This is a genomic window from Mycolicibacterium pyrenivorans, from assembly GCF_025821625.1.
GTDB lineage: Bacteria > Actinomycetota > Actinomycetes > Mycobacteriales > Mycobacteriaceae > Mycobacterium > Mycobacterium pyrenivorans.
In genome coordinates this window covers 18,697-40,714 of sequence record NZ_JACKSH010000287.1, presented here as the reverse complement: position 1 = coordinate 40,714, position 22,018 = coordinate 18,697, and the positions used below count along the sequence as shown (strand labels likewise).

Genomic DNA, 22,018 nt, shown 5'->3' with positions numbered 1-22,018 from the left:
TGTCAATATCTAGACATTATTGGCCTAGCGGTTAAGTGCGCGTCTCGTGCCCTTAGTCGGCCAGGCTCGGTTCTGCAGGGTCTCCGACCTTTAGACGCCCGACGTTTCTCAAGACGTAATCGCCGCTGTGCGGCTTCCGGGTAAGGAGTCGATAAACCAAGGTAGGCCCCGGCCAGTTCGTCGGGATTTCCCCGCTCGAGGTTCGATACCAGCTCGCACACAGCGCCCACACCGACCTCCGTAGTCGCCTTCTCAAGCGCGTGTTGTAGCGTTGCGCGCTCTCCGTCCTGACATCGATCGCATGACCCGGATGAGCAGCCACGGCTTTGATGAGCGTTGCGATGTGACGGACTTGTGACTCGATCATGTAAAGGATCGACCCCGAGCCCACATTCGTGTTGGGACCATAAAGCAGGAACAGGTTCGGGAACATGGGGACAGTGATGCCCAGATATGCGTACGCCTGGGTCTTCCACACCTCGGCCAAGGAGACTCCGCGAGAGCCGCGCACGGACATCGGGGCGAGAAAATCGGTGGCGCGAAACCCGGTTCCGTAGATCACGACATCTGCAGGACGAAACTCTCCATCCACGGTCTTGACACCGTTGTCGCAGAGCTCTGCGATAGCCTTCGGCACCAACGACACGCGATCACTCGCGATTGCTGGATAGTAATCATTCGAGAACAGCACCCGCTTGCACCCTGGCGCGTCCGAAGGCATCAATTGCTCGCGCAAAGATGGGCTAGCAACCTGCCGATGTAGGTGGCGGCGCGCGATCGCACCGAGGACGCGTGAGAGGGGCTTCGCGTCGACTAGCGTCACAGCGAGCAACTCGAAAATTAGCCATACCGCGAAACGCTCGAGTCGCAGCGCCATCGGCAATAACTCGCTCACCCTGTCGTGAAGGACTCCATACCTGCTGTCCCACTTCGGCAAGATCCACGGAGCCGTGCGCTGATATAGCGTGACATGCTCCGCCTCCTGGGCGATGTGTGGCACGAATTGGATGGCACTAGCTCCTGTGCCGATGACGGCTACTTGCTTGCCGCGAAGCGAAACCGATCGGTCCCAACGCGCCGAATGAAAGCGCGGCCCCTGGAAGGTGTCTGCGTCGGCAATAACGGGTACGTGGGGCAAGGAGAGCTGACCCACGGCCGAGACGACGACATCGCACGTTATTGTCTCGTTCGAGTTCGTAACCAGGGTCCAACGCCCTAGCTGGTCATCGAAGGTCATTGCGACAACTTCGGTCTGGGTACGCAGATGCGCGGCCAGTCCGCCACTCTCCACGAGTTGTTGGAGGTACTTGAGTATCTCGGGTTGCTCGGCATATCGCCGTGACCAACGAGGATTGGGCTTGTACGAGAGTGAGTACAACGCTGACGGCACGTCGCAGGCCGCTCCCGGATAGGTGTTGTCACGCCAAACACCCCCGATGTCTGCAGCCTTTTCCAGGATCGTGAAGTTCGTGAACCCGTCCTTCTTCAGCCGGTGGGCCATCGCAACCCCGGCGAAGCCGGCCCCGATGATCACGATCGACGGATCGTATGCGCGACAGGCCGTCGCGAAGTTGCTGCTCATGAGGCAGAGACGACTGACTTCACGCTGCGGCGGTGGAGGTGGTGTAGGTGTAGGAGCATTGCCTGTTCGGACACTTTCACCTGACTTCCGAGGCTTCAAGGAAGCGTCCCGCTCGATGAATCGCGTCTCGGGCTTCGGGAAGAATCCGGAACATAGCCTGGAATACATGGATCTGTCCCCGGTATACTTGGATCTCGACGTGGGATCCAGCTGATTGAAGTCGCTCGGCGAGACGGCGCGAGTCATCGATCAACATTTCTCTCCCGCCCACCTGAATGAGGATCGGCGGCATCGAGGTGAGGTCCGCGTCAAGCACGCTGAGGCGCGGATCTCCGCGATCTGCGCCACCTACGTAGAGGTCAAGAGCGCGCGCCGCTGATTGAGCGGAGGCAAAAGGATCCCGGCGGCGAAGTTCACGCGCTCTGGCAAGTTCGCACCTGAGATCCAGGACGGGAGACATCAGCAGCATCGCATCAGGGAGCGGCAATCCAACTGCACGTGCGCCCAAGGCCGTGGCCATCGTGAGCTGACCGCCCGCTGAATCTCCGGCAACCGCGACGGTGCGCTGACAAGAACCCGAGGACCCTCCGCTGGTAAGCCAGCGATACGCATTCAGCGCATCGTCCGCGGCTGCGGGATATGGATACCGCGGGGCAAGACGATACTTCACTGCGAAGATGGGGCGTCCGCTTGCAGAGGCGAGTTCGCCGAGAAGACCGCGGTGCGTATCCGGCGAACACATAGAGTATGCACCGCCGTGTATGTACAGCAATGGGTTCGCATGCGGATGAATCACAGGTGTGGTGATCCAGTCCCCACGAACCGGGCCTCCGGCGAATACAGTGTCAACCTTGCGCACTGCGACGCCGCGCCGAGGCCGTGAGGCTACGAGCGCTGTTCGAAGCACGCGATCCATCACCGCAAGTCCGTAGGCGTTTGATGGCATCAGCTGCGCCAGTGGGCGCAGCGTGGTTCGCGAGGACATCGCGACGAGATGACTGGCAAGACTGGGCTGCCAGTCGGGGGCATCCATTCTGGTCACCGGGGACACACCTCCTCGGGCCGATTCTCGAATCGGTAGTCCGAGAGGCGAAAGGTGCGGCTCCGCCAATAGGTCTCCAGAGTCGTTGATGGACGGAGTGGAACGTCACCGTGCCTGTCGAAGTAGTAGCTGTTGGCATTGGAACAGCTCGGCTGCCAGAAAACCTGTCTGTGACGCCGCCCTAGCACTTCGGCGAAATAACGGTCGTTCGCCTCCTTCTTGACCTCCACGCAGTTAGCACCCAACGCCCGCGCGCGACGAAGACACCGGACGATGTGCCGACTCTGCGCCTCGATGAGCGTGAAGTACGAGGAGCCGTTGTAGCCGTACGGGCCGAAGATGTTGAAATGATTCGGAAATCCCGGGACGCTCACCCCTTCGAAGGCCTGCAGTCGATGCTCGTCCCACCATGTAGCCTGCTCCAGCCCGCCGCGTCCCTTCAACACGTACGTTGGCATGTTGCCCGACTCCATCACTTTGAAGCCGGTGGCCAGGATCAAGACGTCAATGGGATGAGCTTTGCCGTCTCGAGTATGGACGGATGCATGGTCGATATGGGTTATGCCGCTCGTCTCGAGCGAAACGTTGGACCGGTTGTACGTTGCGAGATAGGAATTGTGGAAGCTGGGTCGTTTACAGCCCAACGAGTAGCGCGGAATAAGTTGTTCTCTCGTCGTCGGGTCATGGACCTCGCGCCGCATGTACCGCTTTGCGGCGCTCTCCATGACATCGGCGAACGGTATCACCGTATGAAAGTGAGCGGCGATTGGGAAAGTAATTTCCACGAACGCCTGGCTCGCGGTCCGGGTCGCCAATTGTGCCCCCGGCAGGAAACGTAGAAGCCTTCCACCCCACGTAGGTATGGGGAAGTCTGGCTTCGGCAGACAATAAATTGGAGTTCGCTGAAATACCGTCAGACTCTCCGCTTTCTTTGCGACTTCGGGTATCAGTTGCACCGCCGATGCACCCGTACCGATTACTGCGACCCTCTTCCCGCTGAGACCTTTGGTATCGTCCCATCTAGCCGTGTGGAGCGTAACGCCGGCGAAATCTCGCACCCCCTTGATTTCAGGCCACTTTGGCCGACTGAGAACGCCGGAGCAATTTATCACGAAGCGTGCCGTGAACTCCTCACCATTGGCGCTGGTCAAACGCCACCGTGTTGCGTTCTCGTCGAAACAAGCCTCGGTAATGGTTGTGTCGAAACGGATATGGTCCCGGAGCCCATACTTTTCAACACATCGCTCGGCATAGGCTTTGAGCTCATTGCCGTGGGCGTACGTGCGCGACCAAGAGGGCCGCATTTCGTATGAGAATTGATAACTGTACGACGGTATATCGACAGCGATACCCGGGTAGGTGTTCCAGTGCCACGTACCACCTACGCCATCGGCGTCATCAACCATCAAGAAGTCGGTAAATCCCGCCTTCATCAAGCTTATACCAGACCCGATGCCGGAAAATCCAGCTCCTATGATGATTATCTCGTAATTACGGTCGGACTTGCGATCCATTGCTGTATTTCACCGTTCTGACGGTCAGCCTTGCAAATTTGTATTCAGAGTGATTGCGTCAGCTCGAGGTGTGTATCGTCGCGCCGGGTTATCACGTAATCATGAGGATCCAAGTGGGATAGTTCTCTCATAAACTGGGTCGCGAAACCTGGGTACATCGTGCCGTTGTAGCCGTCCTCGGTCAAATACCAACTGCTGCACCCCGAATTCCAGGTCGTTCGTTGAAGGCGGCGCTGAATTTCGGAGTGATAGCGGTCCTGGCGATCCTCCCTCACATCCAAAGTACCGATGTCGTCTTGCTGAAGGAGCTTGATCGCCTTGACTATATAGTCAATTGCGGCCTCCATATATACGAGCGCCGAGTTGTGGCCTGGCCCGGAATTCGGTCCGAAAGTGAAGAACAAATTCGGATACCCGGCCACGCTCACGCTCTTGAAGGCGAATCTCCCCTGAGACCATTCATCGCCGAGCTTCCGACCACCGAGGCCGCTGATCGGGAACGGGGTGCCACGTTTGGCCACATCGAAGCCAGTGGCAAACACGATACAGTCCACCTCGTGCTCCACACCGTCAGCGGTCCGAATACCGTTCGGTGACAACGTGGCGATCGGCCAGCTGATCAGTTTGCAGTTATCCGCCTGTAGCGCCGGGTAATAATCACTGGTCATGAGCATACGCTTGCAGCCGGGCCTGAAATGGGGAGTCAACTGACGTCTCAACCAGGGGTCTTTCACCTGCCGACGCAGATGAGCCTTCGCCGCCAGCTGTATCGCCGATGTCGCGGCGGTGTTCCAGACCATACCCACTGCCATCACTTCGTGGGTCCAGAACCAGGCGTCGCGGAGCGCTTGTTCGCTCATCGGCAGTCGTTTGAAGGTCGAACGCGCCCAAGCCGGATGCTTGAAGTTCACCCTGGGCAACACCCAGCCGGGCGTTCTCTGGAAGACTTTGACCGACGCAGCCGACTTCACGAGCTCAGGAATGATCTGAACCGCGCTCGCGCCTGTCCCGATGACTGCAACCCTCTTACCGCCGAGATCGTAGCCATGGTCCCATCGAGCGCTGTGGATCTTCTTTCCACCGTACGAGTCGATACCCCGAATATCGGGAAAGCTGGCGTTGGCAAGTGGTCCACTGGCCATTACAACTGACCGGGCTTGATACCGCTTTCCATCTGCCGTGTCGGCCACCCAGATGCCGGCACCCTCATCGAATTCCAAGCAAGTCACGTCGGTATCGAACTGGATGAACCGGGCAAGATCGTACTTGGCGACCATATCGTCGATGTACCCGAGGATCTCAGCGCTCCCCGAGTAGGTACGAGTCCAGCCCGGATTCGGCTCGAACGAGTAGGAGTACAGAAGCGAGGGAATATCGCAGGCCGCACCGGGATAAGTATTATCTCGCCAGGTGCCTCCGACGCGATCTGACCGTTCCAGGATGACGAAGTCATCCGTGCCCTCCTGAAGCAGTCTGATCGCCGCACCGATACCTGCGAACCCGGCGCCGACGATCAACGTCGTCGTGGTGCCTGTCATTTGGCAACCGGTTCGTAGGTCAGTTCGTCCGTCCAGGATGGCGGCCGACCGAAAATCTGAACAGGGAAAACATCGATCGCATTGCCAAGGCGTTGAGACACGAAGTGCAGAGGCTGGGACCGCTTGATGGAAGACGACATGTGCGCCTTCAAGATGTGATAGCCGGGCACCCTACGCGTATGTTCACTGCGATCGCCGACATTGGAATACCGCGTCACTGCATTGTATAACTTCTCCTCGGACAGACCCATAGCGTTGAGATTCATCAACATGCGTGTCAGGAGCGGGATATACAGCAACGCGCCGGTGAGAATGCGCGGGTCGACCAGAGCACCCGCAGTTTGAATGGCGTGGATTCGCATCGGGCTGGCGCCCAGGTCATTCAAGACCTGGAAGCCAACCGCGAGATGCCTTGATTCGTCGCTGTTGACATTGTTGAACACCTCCCCGCACACAGGGTCGTCAACCTCATCGAGGAGAAACCTCAGCAGCGCTCCATCGAGCGCAGTCTCCAGTGCCGGAATCGCAGCCCCGATGACGGTCAGGGGCAGGGCTTCGGCATAACGGTCCAGCCATTCGATCACCAGACGAATATTCTTATTCGGGACCGGTTTCTCGCCTTCCTCGAGCATGCCCCAGCGGCGCATCAGGGCAAGTTCGGCATTGGCGTGACGCTGCTCCTCGGCGTGAAAGTAACGGTAAATGTCTCCGAGCGCTTCGAATGGCGCCTTTGGAGCCATCGCGGCGAAGGCACGTGCTCCAACATGCTCAATCCACACCACGTCGGACATGAATTGCTTGAGTTTGGGACGCTGTTCATCGGTGATCAGTTCCGCGCCAGGGGCGTCCCAATCGATATCGGCGAGAGCCCATTGCTTGTTTTTGATTGTCTCGAGCATGTCGCTGTATGCGAAAGCCATTTTCCCTACTCCTCTACTCGGCTGAATCGTTCCATGAGGCCATGCGCTCCACGAGGCCCAGCGTGCGTGTAAAAGGACCGGGTAGGGCTCTCTTGAGTCGCCACAAGACTTTGGCATCGAGTTGGGGTACTACATAAATTTGTCCGCGATCGTGCGCGTTCAACGTCGTTCGAGCAACGTGCTGTGGCGAAATGCCGGTCCATTTCATCAGGTTGGTCGCGAGCCTTGCAGCCGCCTCGTCGATTTGAGGATTGTTGGCGATGTTCGTCTTCACGAAGGTGGGGCAAAGCACTGTGACGTTGACGTCAGTACCGCTCAGTTCGGCCGCCAGTGTCTCCGATAGAGCGAGCACTCCGGCCTTGCTCACGTTGTATGCCGCCATCCGAGGGGCCGAGCCGAAGCTCGCTGCGGACGCCACATTGATGACTCCGCCATGCCCATTGCTCCGGAGCCGAGGCACGAAAGTCTCGCAGCCGTAGATAACGCCCCAGAGGTTGACAGAAATCGCCGCGTTCCAGTCCTCGATCGACGTCGCGCCGATGCGGTTGCCGCCCGCACCGATTCCGGCGTTGTTGATGACGAGGCTCGCAGCCTTCCCGAACCAGTCTTCGCTCACATCAGCGAGGTTGCGGACCTGCTCAAGATCGGTGACATCGCATGCGATGTCTAAGCCCTCGCCGCCAGCCTGCCTCACCAACTCTGCCGACTCTTTTGCAGTGACAGGATCTCTGTCGGCGCACACCACGCGTCCGCCTCGGCGCGCAAGCTCCACGGCGAATGCGCGGCCGATACCGCTTCCTGCGCCCGTGACGACTGCGTCGGCGCGGTGCGTTCTGCCTGGTGCGCCGCCGAATGGCAGCAATCTCATTCGTCTGCCTTTCGGGTCGCGACATTGACGTCTGCTGTGGGGGAACTCTCATCTGGGGGCACCAGCCACCATTGGTGTCGCATGCCACCAGTTTTGTCGTGGACCGAGGGCTTTGTCAAGATGGAGAGGTGCGGTCGAGAAACAAGCGCTGGGGTGGTCGGACCGGGGCCGAGCGTCGTGCCGAGCGACGGCAGCAATTGATCGAGGCCGCAACCGAGATTTGGAGTGAGAGCGGTTGGGCCGCAGTCACTATGCGCGGCGTATGCGCCCGCACAGGGCTGAACGATCGATACTTCTACGAGGACTTCAAGACGCGCGATGAGCTGCTCGTTGCTGCCTGGGATGGCGTCCGCGATGACATGCTCGGCGAGGTCGCTGCGCTCTTCACCGAACGTGCGAATCGGCCGCCGATCGAAACCATCACCGCGGCGATCACCATCGTAGTCGGCCGGATCGCACGCGATCCCGGCCGGGCGCGCATCCTCCTCGCTCAGCATGTAGGTAGCTCACCGATACAAGACCGCCGCGCCGTGGCGCTACAGGAAGCAACACAGTTGGTCGTTGAGGCAAGCCGGCCACACCTCCGACAAGATGCCGACGAGATAGCCCTTCGCATGGACACCCTGATCGCCGTCGGGGGGTTCGTCGAAGTCATCACCGCCTGGCACTCGGGTTTGCTTGCGGTGACCGAGAAAGAAGTGGTCGCGCACACCAGCAGACTTGCTGAAACCCTGGCTCAACGCTATGTCGTCAGCGACTGATCGAGGCTCACGACAGGGCCAGCCAGCCCCGTGGCGATCGCTGCGAACTGCATTTGCGGGCCCGACCGCCGCCTTCACCGGCCACCTAGCACCGAATCCGTGAGTCGACCGACGCGTCGCGCCCTGTTCGAAAGCGGCGACGCAGGAACGATGCTCCTGCGTCGCCGAACTTCCGTACCTTTGCTATCCCGACTGAGCGATAACTCTCTGTGAACCGTTTTGGTCGAACAGTTCTTTGCTCCAACGCTCCAGGACCGCGGCGCTGTCCCAATCATCAGGATGGAAACCCGGGCGGTTGTAGGAACGGAATCGCCGCAGCGCATCGGCGGTGAACATCGGGGTGCGACTGAAGCGGTACAGACTGCGCACCAACGTGACCGGGTTATACGAGGCTTTGTCAGCGGTTATGGACAGGGCAGTCTGCAGAATGAGTTCGCCGAACAGAATTACTGAAGCGATCCGCATGCCCCGTACACGGGTGCGCTCGGTTCCTCCCACGAGCCGATAGACGTCGAAGGCAACCGCTTTGTGCTCCGACTCCTCGAAGGCATGCCACAGCAGAATCGGTCGAACCTCTGTCTGTCCGATGAGCTTCTGGGCGTCTTCGCTGGTAAGAATGATTTCTGCCAGCGTAGCGGTGTAGTGCTCCAACGCGGAGGTCATGGACAGCCGCATTTCCGGCGAAAAGCGCCGTTCCAATCGCTTGATCAGGCGTGCGACATGACGGTCGATTCGCGCGGTCGGATACCCCATGACCTGGAGTCGCTCGTTGAGGAGACGATGCTGGTGTCGATGTGTGGCCTCTTGTCCGATGAAACCCTTGACCGCTGTCTCCAATTGGGGATCGTCGATGGAACTCTGGAAGTTCCTGACCGAGCGGATGAAGAAATCCTCGCCTTCCGGGAACGTCGCAGAAAGCACCGAGATGAAATGGCTCATCACCAGGTCGCCATCGACAAAATGTTGCCGCTGCGTGGAGGTCGGCATCGGAAAACGAACACGCCTGGGTTTTGGCAGCACGCGGGTCCTGGCCGGGGCTTGATCTTCCGACATTTGAGGTCCTTCCTCGAAGTTGTATCTGACTTTACACCTTGTCAGATAAGACTGCCAAACTGTAGGACATGAGTCCAGCACGTGTTTATGGCGGGCTGTCCGCAGCTCAACGCGATGCGCAGCGCCGCGTGATGTTGATTGATGCCGCAGTCTCAATCATGGGCACCCACGGAACTGCCGCGTGCACCGTGACCGCCGTGTGTGCGAAGTCAGGAGTGACGAGCCGGTACTTCTACCAGCAGTTTCGCGACCGAGACGCGCTCTTGCGCGCGGTATTTGCCAAGATCTCCGCCACCTTCCAAGCGGTGATAACCAGCGCCATTCCGGACGACACGGTTGCGCCTCAAGAACTCGCTTACGCTCCGATCAAGGCCCTGGTTCAGGTGATCGAGAACGATCCCAGCATGGCCCGCATACTGTTTGTCGAATCGGGCGCGGAACCCCTTCTTCGGCAACTGCGAAGCGAACTGATGACCGATTTTGCGGAGCTGGTCCTCAGAGAGGCCCGTTTGCACCTCGATATACCCAGCGATGTGCTTCAAGTCGCAGATCTCGCCGCTACCTACGGTGTCGGGGGCCTGTTCGAGATACTCCGTCGCTGGATAGACGGACAACTGAACCTCTCGACTGAAATGCTTATCGAGCACGGTGCGGGTTTCCTCGGCAGTCTCGGGCTGTATACCCTCGGGCAGGCACCTGATCAGGCCGCTCCGCGGCCGGCCGCAGTTGACGAGAACCGATAGATTCTGAGCGACCCGGCGTTCTGCAGGCTCGGTTGGCTGAGGCGCATGGCGCGACGCTGACAATCACTGCTGGCGTTCACCCGAGATCGCGACCGTAGACCACACGCGCCGGACGAGGAACTCGATACGACCTCGCAAGGGCCCTGTGTGCCGTCGCGCCCGCAGTCTATTTCGATCGCTCGATCTGCAGCGAAGCGCACCGCTTCGTCCATCGCGATTCGACGGAATCGCGGCGCGGGAAACAAATCTGACGCCCGGCCTGCCGCCGTTGTCACCTGATGTTAATTGCGGCTAACATCAGCGCCTAGCAGATCGACGTCGATGCTCGCCCGGAGGGAAAACTTTGGTACAGGTCCTGCCCGATCGGGTCGACGACACCGCGCCCGGCTATCTCAAGAACCGCGAAGGACTGAGCGCGCAACTCGACACCATCGCGGAGCAACTGGCGCTGGTCAACGGCGGCGGCGGCGCGAAATACGTTGCGCGCCACCGTAAGCGGGGCAAGCTGCTTGTCCGCGAGCGCATCGAGCTGATGCTCGACCCCGACACGGCGTTCCTCGAACTATGCCCCTTTGCCGCCTGGGGCAGTAAGTTCCCGGTCGGCGGTAGCGTGGTGGTAGGCATCGGCGTGGTCGAGGGCATCGAGTCGATGATCATCGCCCACGACCCCACCGTCCGCGGCGGCGCATCGAACCCCTATACCTTCCGCAAGGTGTTCCGCGGCATGGCCATCGCGCGGGAGAACCGACTGCCCATCATCAACATCGTCGAGTCTGGCGGCGCCGACCTACCCACACAGGCAGAGATCTTCGTGCCCGGCGGACAGCTGTTCCACGACTTGACACAGCACAGCGCAGCGGGGCTGCCGACACTGGCCTTGGTCTTCGGCAACTCGACCGCGGGAGGTGCGTACGTCCCGGGCATGTGCGACTACGTCGTGATGGTTCGCAACCGTTCCAAGGTGTTCCTCGGGGGTCCGCCGCTGGTCAAGATGGCCACGGGCGAGGTCTCCGATGACGAGTCGCTCGGCGGCGCCGAGATGCACGCCCGCACCTCGGGGCTGGCCGATTACATGGCCGAGGACGAGCAGGATGCGATCCGCATCGGCCGTCGCATCATGGCGCGGCTCAACTGGCGGAAGAACGGCCCCGGACCCACCACGCCGCCGCACCCGCCGGTGCACGACCCCGATCAGCTGCTCGGCATCGCGTCGGTTGATCCGAAGGTGCCCTTCGACCCCCGCGACGTCATCGCCCGAGTGGTCGACGGCTCGGCCTTCGACGAGTTCAAACCTCTCTACGGCACGTCACTCGTCACCGGCTGGGCCGCGATCCACGGCTTCCCGGTCGGCATCCTCGCCAACGCACGGGGCATCCTGTTCAGTGAGGAGGCTGAGAAGGGTTCGCAGTTCATCCAACTGGCGAATCAGATCGACACCCCCCTCATCTTCCTGCAGAACACCACCGGTTTCATGGTCGGTGCCGAGTACGAGCAGGGCGGCATCATCAAGGACGGCGCCAAGATGATCAACGCCGTGTCCAACAGCACAGTTCCGCATGTGACCATCACCATGGGTGCGTCCTACGGCGCCGGGAACTACGGCATGTGCGGGCGGTCGTACTCGCCGCGTTTCCTCTTCGCTTGGCCTAACTCGAAGTCGGCCGTGATGGGTCCGGCGCAACTGGCCGGAGTGCTGTCCATCGTGGCGCGCGAGTCCGCCGCCGACCGCGGGCTGCCCTTCAACGAGGAGGCCGACGCCCAGATGCGCGCCGCCGTCGAGGAACAGATCGAGCGCGAATCCGTCGCACTGGCCAACAGCGGCCGCCTGTACGACGACGGGATCATCGATCCCCGCGACACGCGGACCGTTCTCGGGTTCTGCCTGTCGGTGATCCACAACGGCGAAGTCCGTGGCCAGCGTGGCTACGGCGTGTTCCGGATGTGATGGCGATGCCCAAGATCCGCAAGGTCCTGGTCGCCAACCGTGGCGAGATCGCGCGGCGGGTGTTCCGCAGTTGCCGCGACCTCGGGATCGCCACCGTGGCGGTCCATTCCGACGCCGACGCCGACGCGTGGCACGTCGCCGACGCCGACGAGGCCGTGCACCTTCCCGGCTCGTCTGCCGCCGAGACCTACCTCGATATCCACCGGATCATCGCCGCTGCCACGCTCACCGGCGCGGACGCAGTACACCCCGGCTACGGCTTCCTTTCGGAAAACGCCGGGTTCGCGCGTGCCTGTGCCGCCGCCGACCTCGTCTTCATCGGTCCGCCGCCCGAGGCGATCGACGCGATGGGCTCGAAGCTGCAGGCCAAGAAGATGATGTCCGACGCGGGGGTGCCTGTGCTGCCCGGTGGCGACACGACGGGGCTGTCGGCCGAGCAGCTGGCGAAGCTGGCCGCCGACGTCGGCTACCCGGTGCTGGTCAAGGCCAGCGCCGGCGGGGGTGGCCGAGGCATGCGCGTTGTCGCGTCGCCGGACGAGCTCGACGAAGCGGTCGCCTCCGCTTCGCGTGAGGCCGCCGCCGCGTTCGCCGACGGCACAGTCTTCCTCGAGCGTTACCTCCAGCGCCCACGCCACGTCGAGATCCAGGTCATGGCCGACACGCACGGAAACGTCGTGTCTCTGTTCGAGCGCGAGTGCTCCGTGCAACGTCGACACCAGAAGGTGATCGAGGAGGCGCCGTCACCGGTCGTCGACGACGCGTTGCGCGCTCGGATGAGCGAAGCCGCCATCGCCGCCGCGCGCGCCGTCGGTTACGTGAGCGCCGGGACGGTCGAGTTCGTCTACGACGCCGGCCAGGACGGCAAGGGCGGCTCCTTTGCCTTCCTCGAGATGAACACCCGGCTGCAGGTCGAGCACCCGGTTACCGAGCTGATCACCGGCCTCGACCTGGTGCGTGCCCAGCTGCTCGTAGCCATGGGCCGCCCGCTGCCTGAGGAAATGCACAACCCGCGAATTCGCGGTCACGCGGTCGAGGCCCGTCTGTGCGCCGAGGATCCGGCCGACGACTACCGGCCTCACACCGGCACCCTGCGCACCATGGATGTCCCGGCGCTCGCCGGCGTGCGGGTTGACTCGGGTTTTCGTGCCGGTTCGGTGATCAGTCATTACTACGATTCGCTGCTGGCCAAGGTCATCGCGTGGGCACCAACGCGTGACGAGGCACTTGCCAGCCTCTCGGCGGCGCTGGCCGGCGCCCGTATTCACGGCGTGACCACCAATCGCAACCTGCTTGTGCGCGTCCTGCGCCATGACGAGTTCGCCGGGCGGGGCACCGACACTGGTTTCCTTGACCGACACGACGTCCCCGAACTCGGCGCTGCCCTCCTTGACACGCAGGCAGAGCGCCTGCACGCCGTCGCGGCGACCGTGGCCAGCGTGGCCGCGCGGCGTGCTGCGGCGACGGTCCAGGCCACGTTGCCCGCTGGCTGGCGCAACAACTCATCGCAATCGCAGACCACGACATGGCAGACCCAGGACGGGCGCGAAGTGCGCGTCGGGTACACGTTACGTCTGACGGACACCTGCCTGCGCGTCGATGACGAGGCGTTGGCCGACGTCGAGCTTGTCGCCGGCAGCAGCGAGCGTGTTGTGCTGCGCGTGAACGGCGTGCGCCGCGCCTACGACATAGTCCTCGACCGCGATATCGCCCACGTCGACTCGGTCGCCGGCTACTCCGCCCTGCGGCTGGCGCCACGCTTCGTCGACCCGAGCACTCTGCACCCGCCCGGGTCGCTCACCGCGCCGATGCCGGGTTCGGTGGTCCGACTGCCGGTCGCCGAGGGCGAGACGGTCTCGACGGGCCAAACCCTCGTCGTCCTGGAGGCGATGAAGATGGAGCACACCGTCGCGAGCCCGATTGACGGGGTGCTGAGCGCCCTGCCGGTCCAGGTCGGCCATCAGGTCTCGAGCGGTGACGTCCTCGCCGTGGTCGAGGCGGTGGACGGCGGTGAAGTGGCGTCGGACGCCACGGAGCTCTAATGAAGCCGGCGCGCTCCCGATCGGTGGCGCGTCGATACCGATGTGAGGAGTGTCATGGAATTGCACGAGACCGAGGAACGTCAGGACCTGCGCAAGGCGGTCGCCGAGATCGCCAAGGACTTCGGACACGAGTACTACCTGGAAAAGTCGCTGGCCGGCGGGAAGAGCACCGAGCTGTGGCAGGCCGTGGGCAAACAGGGCTTCCTCGGGGTGAACCTTTCCGAGCAGTACGGCGGCGGCGGCGGCGGAATCTACGACATGCAGATCGTCGGTGAGGAGCTCGCCGCGGCGGGCTGCCCGCTGCTGATGACCGTCGTCTCGCCGACCATCTGCGGCACGATCATCCAGGCATTCGGCAGTGAGGAACTCAAGCAGCAGTGGCTGCCGGGCATCGCCAGCGGCGAGACGATCATGGCCTTCGCGATCACCGAGCCGGACGCGGGCTCGAACTCGCACAACATCTCCACGACCGCGAAACGCGACGGTGACGACTGGGTCATCAACGGCACCAAGTACTACATTTCTGGCGTCGACGAAGCCGAAGCGATCCTGGTCGTCACCCGAACGTCTACCAACGACAGTGGTCGCGGACTACTCAGCTTGCTCGTCGTGCCCACCGATGTCCCCGGGCTAACCAAGTCACTCATCCCGGTGCAGGCGGTCACTCCAGAGAAGCAGTTCACTCTATTCTTCGATGACGTCCGCGTGCCGGCCGCCAACCTTATCGGCGCGGAGAACGAGGGCCTGCGCCAGGTCTTCGTGGGCCTGAACCCGGAGCGAATCATGGGGGCGGCGCTCGGCAACGGCATCGGTCGCTACGCGCTGGATAAAGCCGCCGATTACGCCCGCAACCGCCACGTGTGGGGAGCGCCGATCGGCTCGCACCAGGGCGTATCGCACCCGCTCGCCCACGCCAAGATCCAGGTTGAGCTGGCCCGGTTGATGACTCAGCGTGCCGCCTCCCTGCACGACGCCGGCGATCCGGGGTCGGGTGAGGCGTCGAACATGGCGAAATATGCCGCAGCCGAGGCGGGCATCCTGGCGCTCGACCAGGCGATTCAGACCCACGGCGGCAACGGCATGGCCACCGAGTACGGCCTCGCCACGTTGTGGGGTCCGGCCCGGCTCATGCGCACCGCGCCGATCAGCCGCGAAATGATCCTCAACTTCGTGGCGCAGCACAGCCTGAAACTGCCCGCGTCCTACTGAGTCGCCGCGGAATGAAAGGGAATCGAATGCAACTCGGCATCGGTCAGTGGGTGACCCGGCGCGCCTTCCTCAACGGCGGGCGCACCGCGTTGATCAGCAACGGCGCGCACATCACCTACGCCGACCTCGATCGGCGCACCAACCAGGTCGCCGCCGCACTCATCGCCCTCGGCGTGCGCAGGGGCGATCGGGTCGCGATGCTGCTGGTCAATTCGACCGAGTTCATCGAGGTGCTGCTGGGCTGCGCCAAAATGGGCGCACTTGCAGTTCCGCTCAACGTGCGCCTTGCCGGACCCGAGATCGGCTACATCCTGGCCGACTCAGGCGCCGATGTTCTGGTCTTCCACGGGCCGTTGGCCGCGCAGGCCAGGAGCGCCGTCACTGAGTCCGGAGTCCGCGTGCGCCATGTCGTGCGCGCCGGTGGGGTGCCGGCGCCGGGCGAGCTCGGCTACGAAGACGCCGTCTCGGGCGCCGCGCCCGAACCGCTCAACGGTGACGTCGACGGCCGCGACCCCGCGTTCATCATGTACACGTCGGGGACGACGGGCCGACCCAAGGGCGCGATCCTCACCCACGACAACCTGCTATGGAACGCGATCAACGTCCTCGGCACCGACATCGGCCTGCGGGGCGCGGACGTCACCGTCGCGGTGGCGCCGATGTTCCACATCGGCGGGCTGGGAGTACACACCCTGCCGCTGCTCTACGTCGGCGGCACCAGCGTCATAATGCCGTCCTTCGAGCCGCGAGCTACGCTGCAGGCGATGGCCGACCACCACGTCACGGTTCAGTTCATGGTGCCGGCCATGTGGACCGCTCTCACACAGGTGTCCGACTTCGACTCCTTCAACCTGTCTGCGCTGCGTTTCGCCATGGGCGGCGGGTCGCCCGTCCCCCTAACGGTCATCGACTTCATGCGCGAGCGAGGCGTGCCCTTCACCGAGGGCTTCGGCATGACCGAGACCGCTCCCCTGGTGACCGTCCTCGACGCCGAGAACATCAGCAACCGGGCCGGGTCGATCGGCCGCGTCGCAATGCATGTCGACGCCCGCATCGTCGACGACGACGACCGCGACGTCGCGACCGACACCGTGGGCGAACTGATCGTGCGCGGCCCGAATGTGTTCACCGGCTACTGGATGAAGGCCGAGGCGAGCGCCGAGGCGTTACGCGGGGGCTGGTTCCACACGGGCGACCTCGGGCGCATGGACGCCGAGGGCTTCATCACCCTCGTCGACCGCAAGAAGGACATGATCATCTCCGGCGGCGAGAACGTCTACCCGATCGAGGTCGAGCAAGTTCTCTTCCGCCACCCGGCGGTACTCGACGCCGCCGTGATCGGCGGCAAGGACTCAAAGTGGGGCGAACGCGTCGTCGCGATCGTCGTCGCCGACCCGGCAACACAGGCACCGAGCGCCGAGGAGATCGTGGCGTGGTGCCGGGAGCGGCTGGCGCACTTCAAGTGTCCGCGTGACGTGCACTTCGTCGCCGAACTGCCGCGCAACGCCACTGGCAAGCTGCTCAAGACCGAGCTGCGCGCGCAGTTCACGGGCATCGAGGGCGGAGTCGTTTTGCGCTGAGTCGTGCCGCTGCAATCGCGGGTTCGAAGCAGAGCCCCTAAATCATGAACTGAGAAGAGGATGCGACAGCATCCGGGGGGCTAGCGGTTTCGTTCACCTCCCTCGATGTGGTGCGCGGGTGCCGACGCAGGCAACGCCAGCGTCGGTAGGATCCCAGCCCAGCGGATCGGACGGCGAACAACGTAACCACAAATTGACAGGAGGACAGAAAGTGGCCGGTTTGCGCCGCAAACTGCTCCTCGAGGCCGCCGCCGACCTGTTCGCGCGGCAAGGCTTTCACGCCGTGGGCATCGACGACATCGGTGCCGCAGCAGGGGTGAGCGGGCCGGCCGTCTACCGGCACTTTCAGAACAAGGACGCGATCCTGCGCGAGTTATGCGACGCCGCCATGACTGAGCTGCTGGCCGGCGCCCGGCGTGCCACCACCGCCGGCACACCGACGGAGGTCCTGCACGCCCTTGTCGACCTACACGCGGCCTTCGGCGCGCGACGACGCGGTCTGTTGGCCGTGTACGCCCGCGAGCACCGCTCGCTGTCGCCGCTGGCGACCCGTGCCCTGCGACGCCGACAGCACAGCTACGAGTCTTTCTGGGTCGACGCGCTCGTACGAGCACGGGGCGATCTGGACCGTGAGCGCGCACAGGGCCTGGTCGCCGCCGTGCTGTCATTGCTCAACGCGTCCGCGTACATGCCGGCGTCGCTGGACGACGCGACGATTGAGGCGATGCTGGCCGCCGCGGCCGTTGCGGCACTGTTCAGCGGCGCGCCGTGACCGGATTCGCGTGGCGGTCGGCTGAGTCCCTTCAGGAGTTGAAGCCGCCCCAGCATTGCACGACCTATCCGCTGACGTAGTCGATTCGGGGTTACACAGCAGGTAGACGGCGCCCCGCACCGGATTCAGTGTGTGTCGAGCAGCGACTGGGGAATGTCCACCATGCGGGACCGCACGTATTCCCCGAGCCCCTTGGCCTGCGCGTCCAGCCGGGTCGAGGAGGCCACCCCGTCACCGAGCAAGCCGTGCACCACCACGTTGAGGGCGCGCAGGTTCGGCAGTTCGAAGCGCTCGATGGGCAGGTGCGCCGTCTCCGGCCCGAGCAGTGTGCGCAGCCGCTCGACGCTGAAGTAGTCGCGCGCCCACGCGTACCCAGAGTCATCCCGTGCCCACAGGCCGAGGTTAGCGTTGCCGCCCTTGTCTCCGGACCGCGCGCCGAGTACCGACCCGAGCGGCGCACGACGTGTCGGCCCGGACGGCACCGGCAGCTTCGCGGGCGGGGCGATCCCAGCCGGCGGGACGGCACCGGTCGGCGGGTCGGGGATCTCGTGCCGTGTGCCGTCGGCGTCGACCAGTACGTGCGTGAGGGCCGAGCGCGCTACGTAGGCCGGCCGGTAGACGCCGAAGGCGGTCTCCGAGGACGGTGGCGTGGTGGTGTGGAAGCCGGCGAAACCAGCCAGGGCGATCTCCATGACCCCGCCGGAGAATGCTCGGCCCACCTTGCGCGGGTCGGCGTCCTTGACCGTCACACGCAGGTGCGCGCAGGCTTGCTCGTTCGTCGGTGCATCGGAGACGTCGAAACGCAACAGCCTCACGTCGACTTCGTCGAAGGCGTCGCGTCCGCCGAGAACGTCGAAGAGCTGCTGTTCGGCGAAGGCCGCCTTGGCCTCGATGTCGAGGCCGGTGAGCACCATGGTCATCGTGTTACGGAAGCCGCCCAGCTCATTCAACGCCACCTTCAACGTGTCCGGCGGCGGATTGCCTTTCGTACCGCTGATCGCGACGCGGTGCTCATCCTGTTGAGCCAGCCGGATGGTGTCGAAGTGGGCGACGACGTCGGGGCCGAGGTAGGCAGGTTCAGCGATCTCGTAGAGCAGCTGGGCGGTGACCGTGCCGACTGAGACCAGTCCCCCGGTGCCGGGATGCTTCGTGATCACCGAAGAGCCGTCCTCGGCGACCTCGGCGATCGGAAACCCCGGGTAGCGGCGGTCGGTGATCTCGTCGAGGAACGCGTAGTTGCCGCCTGTCGCCTGAGGGCCGCACTCGATCACGTGCCCGGCGACGACCGCGCCCGCGAGCCGATCCCAGTCGGCGGGTGCCCAGGCGTGCCACCAGGCGGCTGGACCGACCACCAGGGATGCGTCGGTGACCCGGCCGGTCACGACGACGTCGGCGCCCGAACGCAGCGCCTCGGTGATGCCCCAGGCGCCGAGGTAGGCATTGGCCGATACCGGTTTGATGTCGCCGACGGGCGGCGTGATTGCGTGGAGGTCGCCACGTAGGTCGTCGCCCTCGACGTGCGCGACGCGCGCGGTGAGGCCGAGACGTGCGGACAGCTCGCGCAACGCGGCGGCCAAGCCGGCGGGATTCAGCCCGCCCGCGTTCGCGACGACCTTGATGCCACGATCGAGACAGGTGCCCAGCACCTGTTCCATTTGGGTGAGGAAAGTCCGCGCGTACCCGCCGGACGGGTCTTTGGCCTGGGCCTTGGCCAGGATGAGCATGGTCAGCTCGGCCAAATAGTCACCGCACAGGACGTCGATCGGTCCGCCCTCGACCATCTCGCGGGCTGCGGCGATGCGGTCGCCGTAAAAGCCGGAGCAGTTGCCGATGCGAACCGGGACGCTCACCGCTGACCCCCTGCGAACTGGCCCGCCACGCGCCCGCCGCCAGGGGGCCCCGCGAAGGCCTGGGCGATCGCGAGCCACTGGTCGGCCAGCGGTCCGTCGGCGACCAAAGCGGTGTCGTCGCGGTGGCGGCGTTGGGTCACCAACAGGCAAAAGTCCAGCGCCGGCCCGCTCACGCGGTTGGCGGCGTCGGCTGGCCCCCACGTCCAGACGCTGCCGTCCGGAGCGGTCAGCTCGACGCGTACCGGGTCCGCGGGGAGGTCCAGACCGTTGGCCAGGTAGCTGAAAGCGCGCGCACCCACCCCGATGTGGGCCACGTGCCGCAGCCGTGCCGTGGCCTCGCGGGTCGCGCCGAGCGCGTCGACGATGTCCTGGCCGTGCGCCCAGGTCTCCATGAGTCGCGCTGTCAGCGACGAGACCGCGCTCATCGGCGGCCCGAACCACGGCAGGCGGGTCGCCGGGGCAATGTCCGCGAACGCCGCAACGAGGGCTGCACGCGACGTGTCGAACCACGCGAGCAGGTCGGCAGCCGGCATTTGACGGTAGCGCTCAGCGATGACGTCGGGTGAGATGCTTCCGTCGGCCATCATCGGCAGGTAGTCGCTGCTGAAACCGTCGGGGTCGGTGGCCGAGCGCACCGCCACGTCGTCGAAGAACGCCAGATGGCTGATCTGGTCGCGGATCGCCCAGCCCACGGCCGGAGTCGGCGCGTCCCAGCCGCGCGGACCTTCGGGCAGCGGTGCGATGAGTTCGCGCAACGCGGCCGTTTCGGCTTCGATGTCGGCGATTACCGACTGCATAGTCACCGCCATGTCAGCGTCCCTTCCACTGTGGTGCGCGCTTCTCGCGGAACGCCGTCGGGCCTTCCTGCGCGTCGTCGCTCAGATAGACCGGCTCCCATATCTCGTCGGCCAGGTCGTAGGCGGCGGCGAGGTGGTGCTGTGCCGAGAGGTACACGGTGCGCTTGGACGCAAGCACCGATAGCGGTGCGTTCGCGGCGATGCTGAGCGCCAACTGCTGGGTACGCTCGCGCAACTGATCGGCCGGCACCACCTCATTGACTAAGCCGACCTGGTGGGCGCGCTCGGCGGTGATCGGGTCGCCGGTCAGCAGGATCTGCATGGCAACGCGTGGGGGCACCAGCCACGATAGCGGTGCCGCCCACGGCGACCCGCGGCCGACTTTGACCTCGCTGACGGCGAAGGTCGCGTGTTCGGCAGCCACGACCAGGTCGCACTGCTGCGCGAGCAGGAAGCCCCCGGCGAACGCGACACCGTTGACGGCCGCGATCGTCGGCTTCGCGACATCGATGTTGCGGCCGAACTGCGGAGCGAAGTCCTTCGGGGGCACCTTGAGCGCGTTCTGCGCCATCTCCTTCAAGTCCCCGCCGGCGCAGAACGCCTTATCGCCCACGCCGGTGAGGACGAGCACCTTCGCCGCGTCGTCGTCATTGAAGCGGCGCACCGCGTCGAAAAGCCCCGTGCGCACAGCGTTGTTCAGCGCGTTGCGCGCCTCGGGCCGGTTGATCGTCAGCCAGGCCACGCTGTCGACGACCTCGTAGCGAATCGGTTGCTCGGCCACCGAGCCTCCGTCCCTCACCGTCGCCTCGCATGTGAGTGGCAGTTCACCCCGGCACCTCGACAAACGGGTCGGCCAGCTCAACGGTGGCTTCACTCGGCACGCACGGACCATCTTCGCTCGAGACGAGCAACTCGAGGTCGACGAGGCGCCGTCCGCCATCGTCGCGTTTGGCCACGACCTTGCCGCTCAGGGTCGCGGTCTGGCCCGGGTAGATCGACCGGATCATTGAGATTCTGCGGCGCCGGATGAGCGCATCGGGTCCGGCCCATTCGTTGAGGCCGCGGTCGATGAAGCCATGGAAGAAGAGGGTTGACAGGTAGATCGTGCGCTGGCCCTGGCTGCGCGCGTAGTCGGGGTCGTGGTGACCGGGGAACCAGTCCCATGTCGAAGCCGCGTTCATGCAGATGCGCTTGTAGCTGATGTCGATCGAGACGGGCGTCAGGGTGTCGCCGACGGCGATGTCCTCGAACCGCACGGGGATGCGGACCATGCTGTGCTCGGCGGAGTCGTTCATGATGCGCCTTCACTATCGGCAGTGTCGTATCGGAAGAGCACGTTGGTGTTGCGGCCGATGACCTCACCGTGCTGGTCGGAGAAGGTGCTCACCGTGGTGATGAACACGCCGGTGCCCACCCGCGTCGTCTTCGGCTCGGAGATCGAGGCGATCTCCTCCACGATCGACACGTGATCGCCTACCCGGGGCCGGCGTTCGAACTCCGTCGTCGTCGAGGCGTTGATGATGTGGTGGCCCGGCAACGGGACGCTGAGCGCGAACATCATGTCGGCACGCGCTAGGTACCCGGGCACCCACTGCGGCGCGAAGCCGAGGCTCATCAGCAGCCCGGGCGGGCAGTCCTCACCCTCCCAGTAACGGGGGTTCGCGTCCTCGACGAGCGAGCAGTAGTACAACACCATCGAGCGGTCGATCGGGAACCACGCATGCCGCGGTTCGGAGCGATGACCGACCCACGCCCGGCCTTCGTCGAAGGTCCCGAACGTCATCCCGAGGCCGGTGACGTCGCTC

The 22,018-nt window shown here is 63.9% G+C and carries 19 protein-coding genes; 7 read left to right on the top strand and 12 right to left on the bottom strand.

Features of this window, described 5'->3' with window-relative positions:
* Positions 1-52: 52 nt before the first annotated feature.
* The 6 genes from H7I57_RS31600 to H7I57_RS31575 form a co-directional block, all read right to left on the bottom strand.
* The gene (locus H7I57_RS31600; protein WP_011856019.1) at positions 53-1,582 is read right to left on the bottom strand and encodes a flavin-containing monooxygenase; all 1,530 of its coding nucleotides are present in this window, start codon (positions 1,580-1,582) and stop codon (positions 53-55) included.
* Positions 1,583-1,658: 76 nt separating this feature from the next.
* Positions 1,659-2,624: an alpha/beta hydrolase gene (locus tag H7I57_RS31595; protein WP_264028435.1), complete on the bottom strand. Its 966-nt coding sequence runs from the start codon at positions 2,622-2,624 to the stop codon at positions 1,659-1,661.
* Complete coding sequence (locus H7I57_RS31590) at positions 2,621-4,138, bottom strand: flavin-containing monooxygenase (RefSeq protein ID WP_264028434.1); 1,518 nt, start codon at positions 4,136-4,138, stop codon at positions 2,621-2,623. Before H7I57_RS31590 ends, H7I57_RS31595 begins: the two co-directional genes overlap by 4 nt.
* 44 nt (positions 4,139-4,182) lie before the next feature.
* On the bottom strand, positions 4,183-5,676 hold the full coding sequence (locus H7I57_RS31585; protein WP_264028433.1) for a flavin-containing monooxygenase: 1,494 nt from the start codon (positions 5,674-5,676) through the stop codon (positions 4,183-4,185).
* Positions 5,673-6,596 carry a ferritin-like domain-containing protein gene (locus H7I57_RS31580; protein ID WP_264028432.1) on the bottom strand — a complete coding sequence of 308 codons (924 nt, stop codon included), beginning with the start codon at positions 6,594-6,596 and terminating at the stop codon, positions 5,673-5,675. The genes H7I57_RS31585 and H7I57_RS31580 overlap by 4 nt, the downstream gene beginning before the upstream one ends.
* A 13-nt stretch (positions 6,597-6,609) precedes the next feature.
* Positions 6,610-7,464, bottom strand: a complete 855-nt coding sequence (locus H7I57_RS31575) for an SDR family NAD(P)-dependent oxidoreductase (protein ID WP_264028431.1) — start codon at positions 7,462-7,464, stop codon at positions 6,610-6,612.
* A gap of 128 nt (positions 7,465-7,592) precedes the next feature.
* Here H7I57_RS31575 and H7I57_RS31570 point away from each other — a divergent pair, with 128 nt between their 5' ends.
* Positions 7,593-8,225, top strand: coding sequence for a TetR/AcrR family transcriptional regulator (locus tag H7I57_RS31570; RefSeq protein WP_464489672.1), 633 nt, complete (start codon positions 7,593-7,595; stop codon positions 8,223-8,225).
* Between the two features lie 183 nt (positions 8,226-8,408).
* Here H7I57_RS31570 and H7I57_RS31565 read toward each other — a convergent pair whose 3' ends face one another.
* The gene (locus H7I57_RS31565) at positions 8,409-9,278 is read right to left on the bottom strand and encodes a metal-dependent hydrolase (RefSeq protein WP_264028430.1); all 870 of its coding nucleotides are present in this window, start codon (positions 9,276-9,278) and stop codon (positions 8,409-8,411) included.
* 68 nt (positions 9,279-9,346) lie between these two features.
* Here H7I57_RS31565 and H7I57_RS31560 point away from each other — a divergent pair, with 68 nt between their 5' ends.
* From H7I57_RS31560 to H7I57_RS31535, 6 genes are all read left to right on the top strand, one after another.
* A complete protein-coding gene (locus H7I57_RS31560; protein ID WP_264028429.1) occupies positions 9,347-10,021 on the top strand; it encodes a TetR/AcrR family transcriptional regulator in 675 nt (224 codons plus the stop codon).
* A 343-nt stretch (positions 10,022-10,364) separates the two neighbouring features.
* Positions 10,365-11,966 carry an acyl-CoA carboxylase subunit beta gene (locus H7I57_RS31555; RefSeq protein WP_264028428.1) on the top strand — a complete coding sequence of 534 codons (1,602 nt, stop codon included), beginning with the start codon at positions 10,365-10,367 and terminating at the stop codon, positions 11,964-11,966.
* A gap of 5 nt (positions 11,967-11,971) precedes the next feature.
* Positions 11,972-14,005, top strand: coding sequence for an ATP-binding protein (locus H7I57_RS31550; protein WP_264028427.1), 2,034 nt, complete (start codon positions 11,972-11,974; stop codon positions 14,003-14,005).
* Between the two features lie 54 nt (positions 14,006-14,059).
* Complete coding sequence (locus tag H7I57_RS31545; protein ID WP_264028426.1) at positions 14,060-15,214, top strand: acyl-CoA dehydrogenase family protein; 1,155 nt, start codon at positions 14,060-14,062, stop codon at positions 15,212-15,214.
* A gap of 26 nt (positions 15,215-15,240) precedes the next feature.
* Entirely contained in the window at positions 15,241-16,794 is a 1,554-nt protein-coding gene (locus H7I57_RS31540; RefSeq protein ID WP_264028425.1) for an acyl-CoA synthetase, read from the top strand.
* A gap of 211 nt (positions 16,795-17,005) precedes the next feature.
* On the top strand, positions 17,006-17,566 hold the full coding sequence (locus H7I57_RS31535) for a TetR/AcrR family transcriptional regulator (protein WP_264028424.1): 561 nt from the start codon (positions 17,006-17,008) through the stop codon (positions 17,564-17,566).
* A gap of 125 nt (positions 17,567-17,691) precedes the next feature.
* Here the strand turns inward: H7I57_RS31535 and H7I57_RS31530 are convergent, their stop codons facing one another.
* From H7I57_RS31530 to H7I57_RS31510, 5 genes are read right to left on the bottom strand one after another with little or no spacing between them, the layout of a single operon-like run.
* Positions 17,692-19,416, bottom strand: a complete 1,725-nt coding sequence (locus H7I57_RS31530; RefSeq protein WP_264028421.1) for an acyclic terpene utilization AtuA family protein — start codon at positions 19,414-19,416, stop codon at positions 17,692-17,694.
* The gene (locus H7I57_RS31525; RefSeq protein WP_264028420.1) at positions 19,413-20,225 is read right to left on the bottom strand and encodes a TIGR03084 family metal-binding protein; all 813 of its coding nucleotides are present in this window, start codon (positions 20,223-20,225) and stop codon (positions 19,413-19,415) included. Before H7I57_RS31525 ends, H7I57_RS31530 begins: the two co-directional genes overlap by 4 nt.
* 1 nt (position 20,226) lies before the next feature.
* Positions 20,227-20,994: an enoyl-CoA hydratase/isomerase family protein gene (locus H7I57_RS31520; RefSeq protein ID WP_070949302.1), complete on the bottom strand. Its 768-nt coding sequence runs from the start codon at positions 20,992-20,994 to the stop codon at positions 20,227-20,229.
* 43 nt (positions 20,995-21,037) lie between these two features.
* Positions 21,038-21,508: a hotdog family protein gene (locus H7I57_RS31515; RefSeq protein ID WP_264028419.1), complete on the bottom strand. Its 471-nt coding sequence runs from the start codon at positions 21,506-21,508 to the stop codon at positions 21,038-21,040.
* Positions 21,505-21,996, bottom strand: coding sequence for an FAS1-like dehydratase domain-containing protein (locus H7I57_RS31510; RefSeq protein ID WP_017205330.1), 492 nt, complete (start codon positions 21,994-21,996; stop codon positions 21,505-21,507). The genes H7I57_RS31515 and H7I57_RS31510 overlap by 4 nt, the downstream gene beginning before the upstream one ends.
* Between the last annotated feature and the right edge of the window lie 22 nt (positions 21,997-22,018).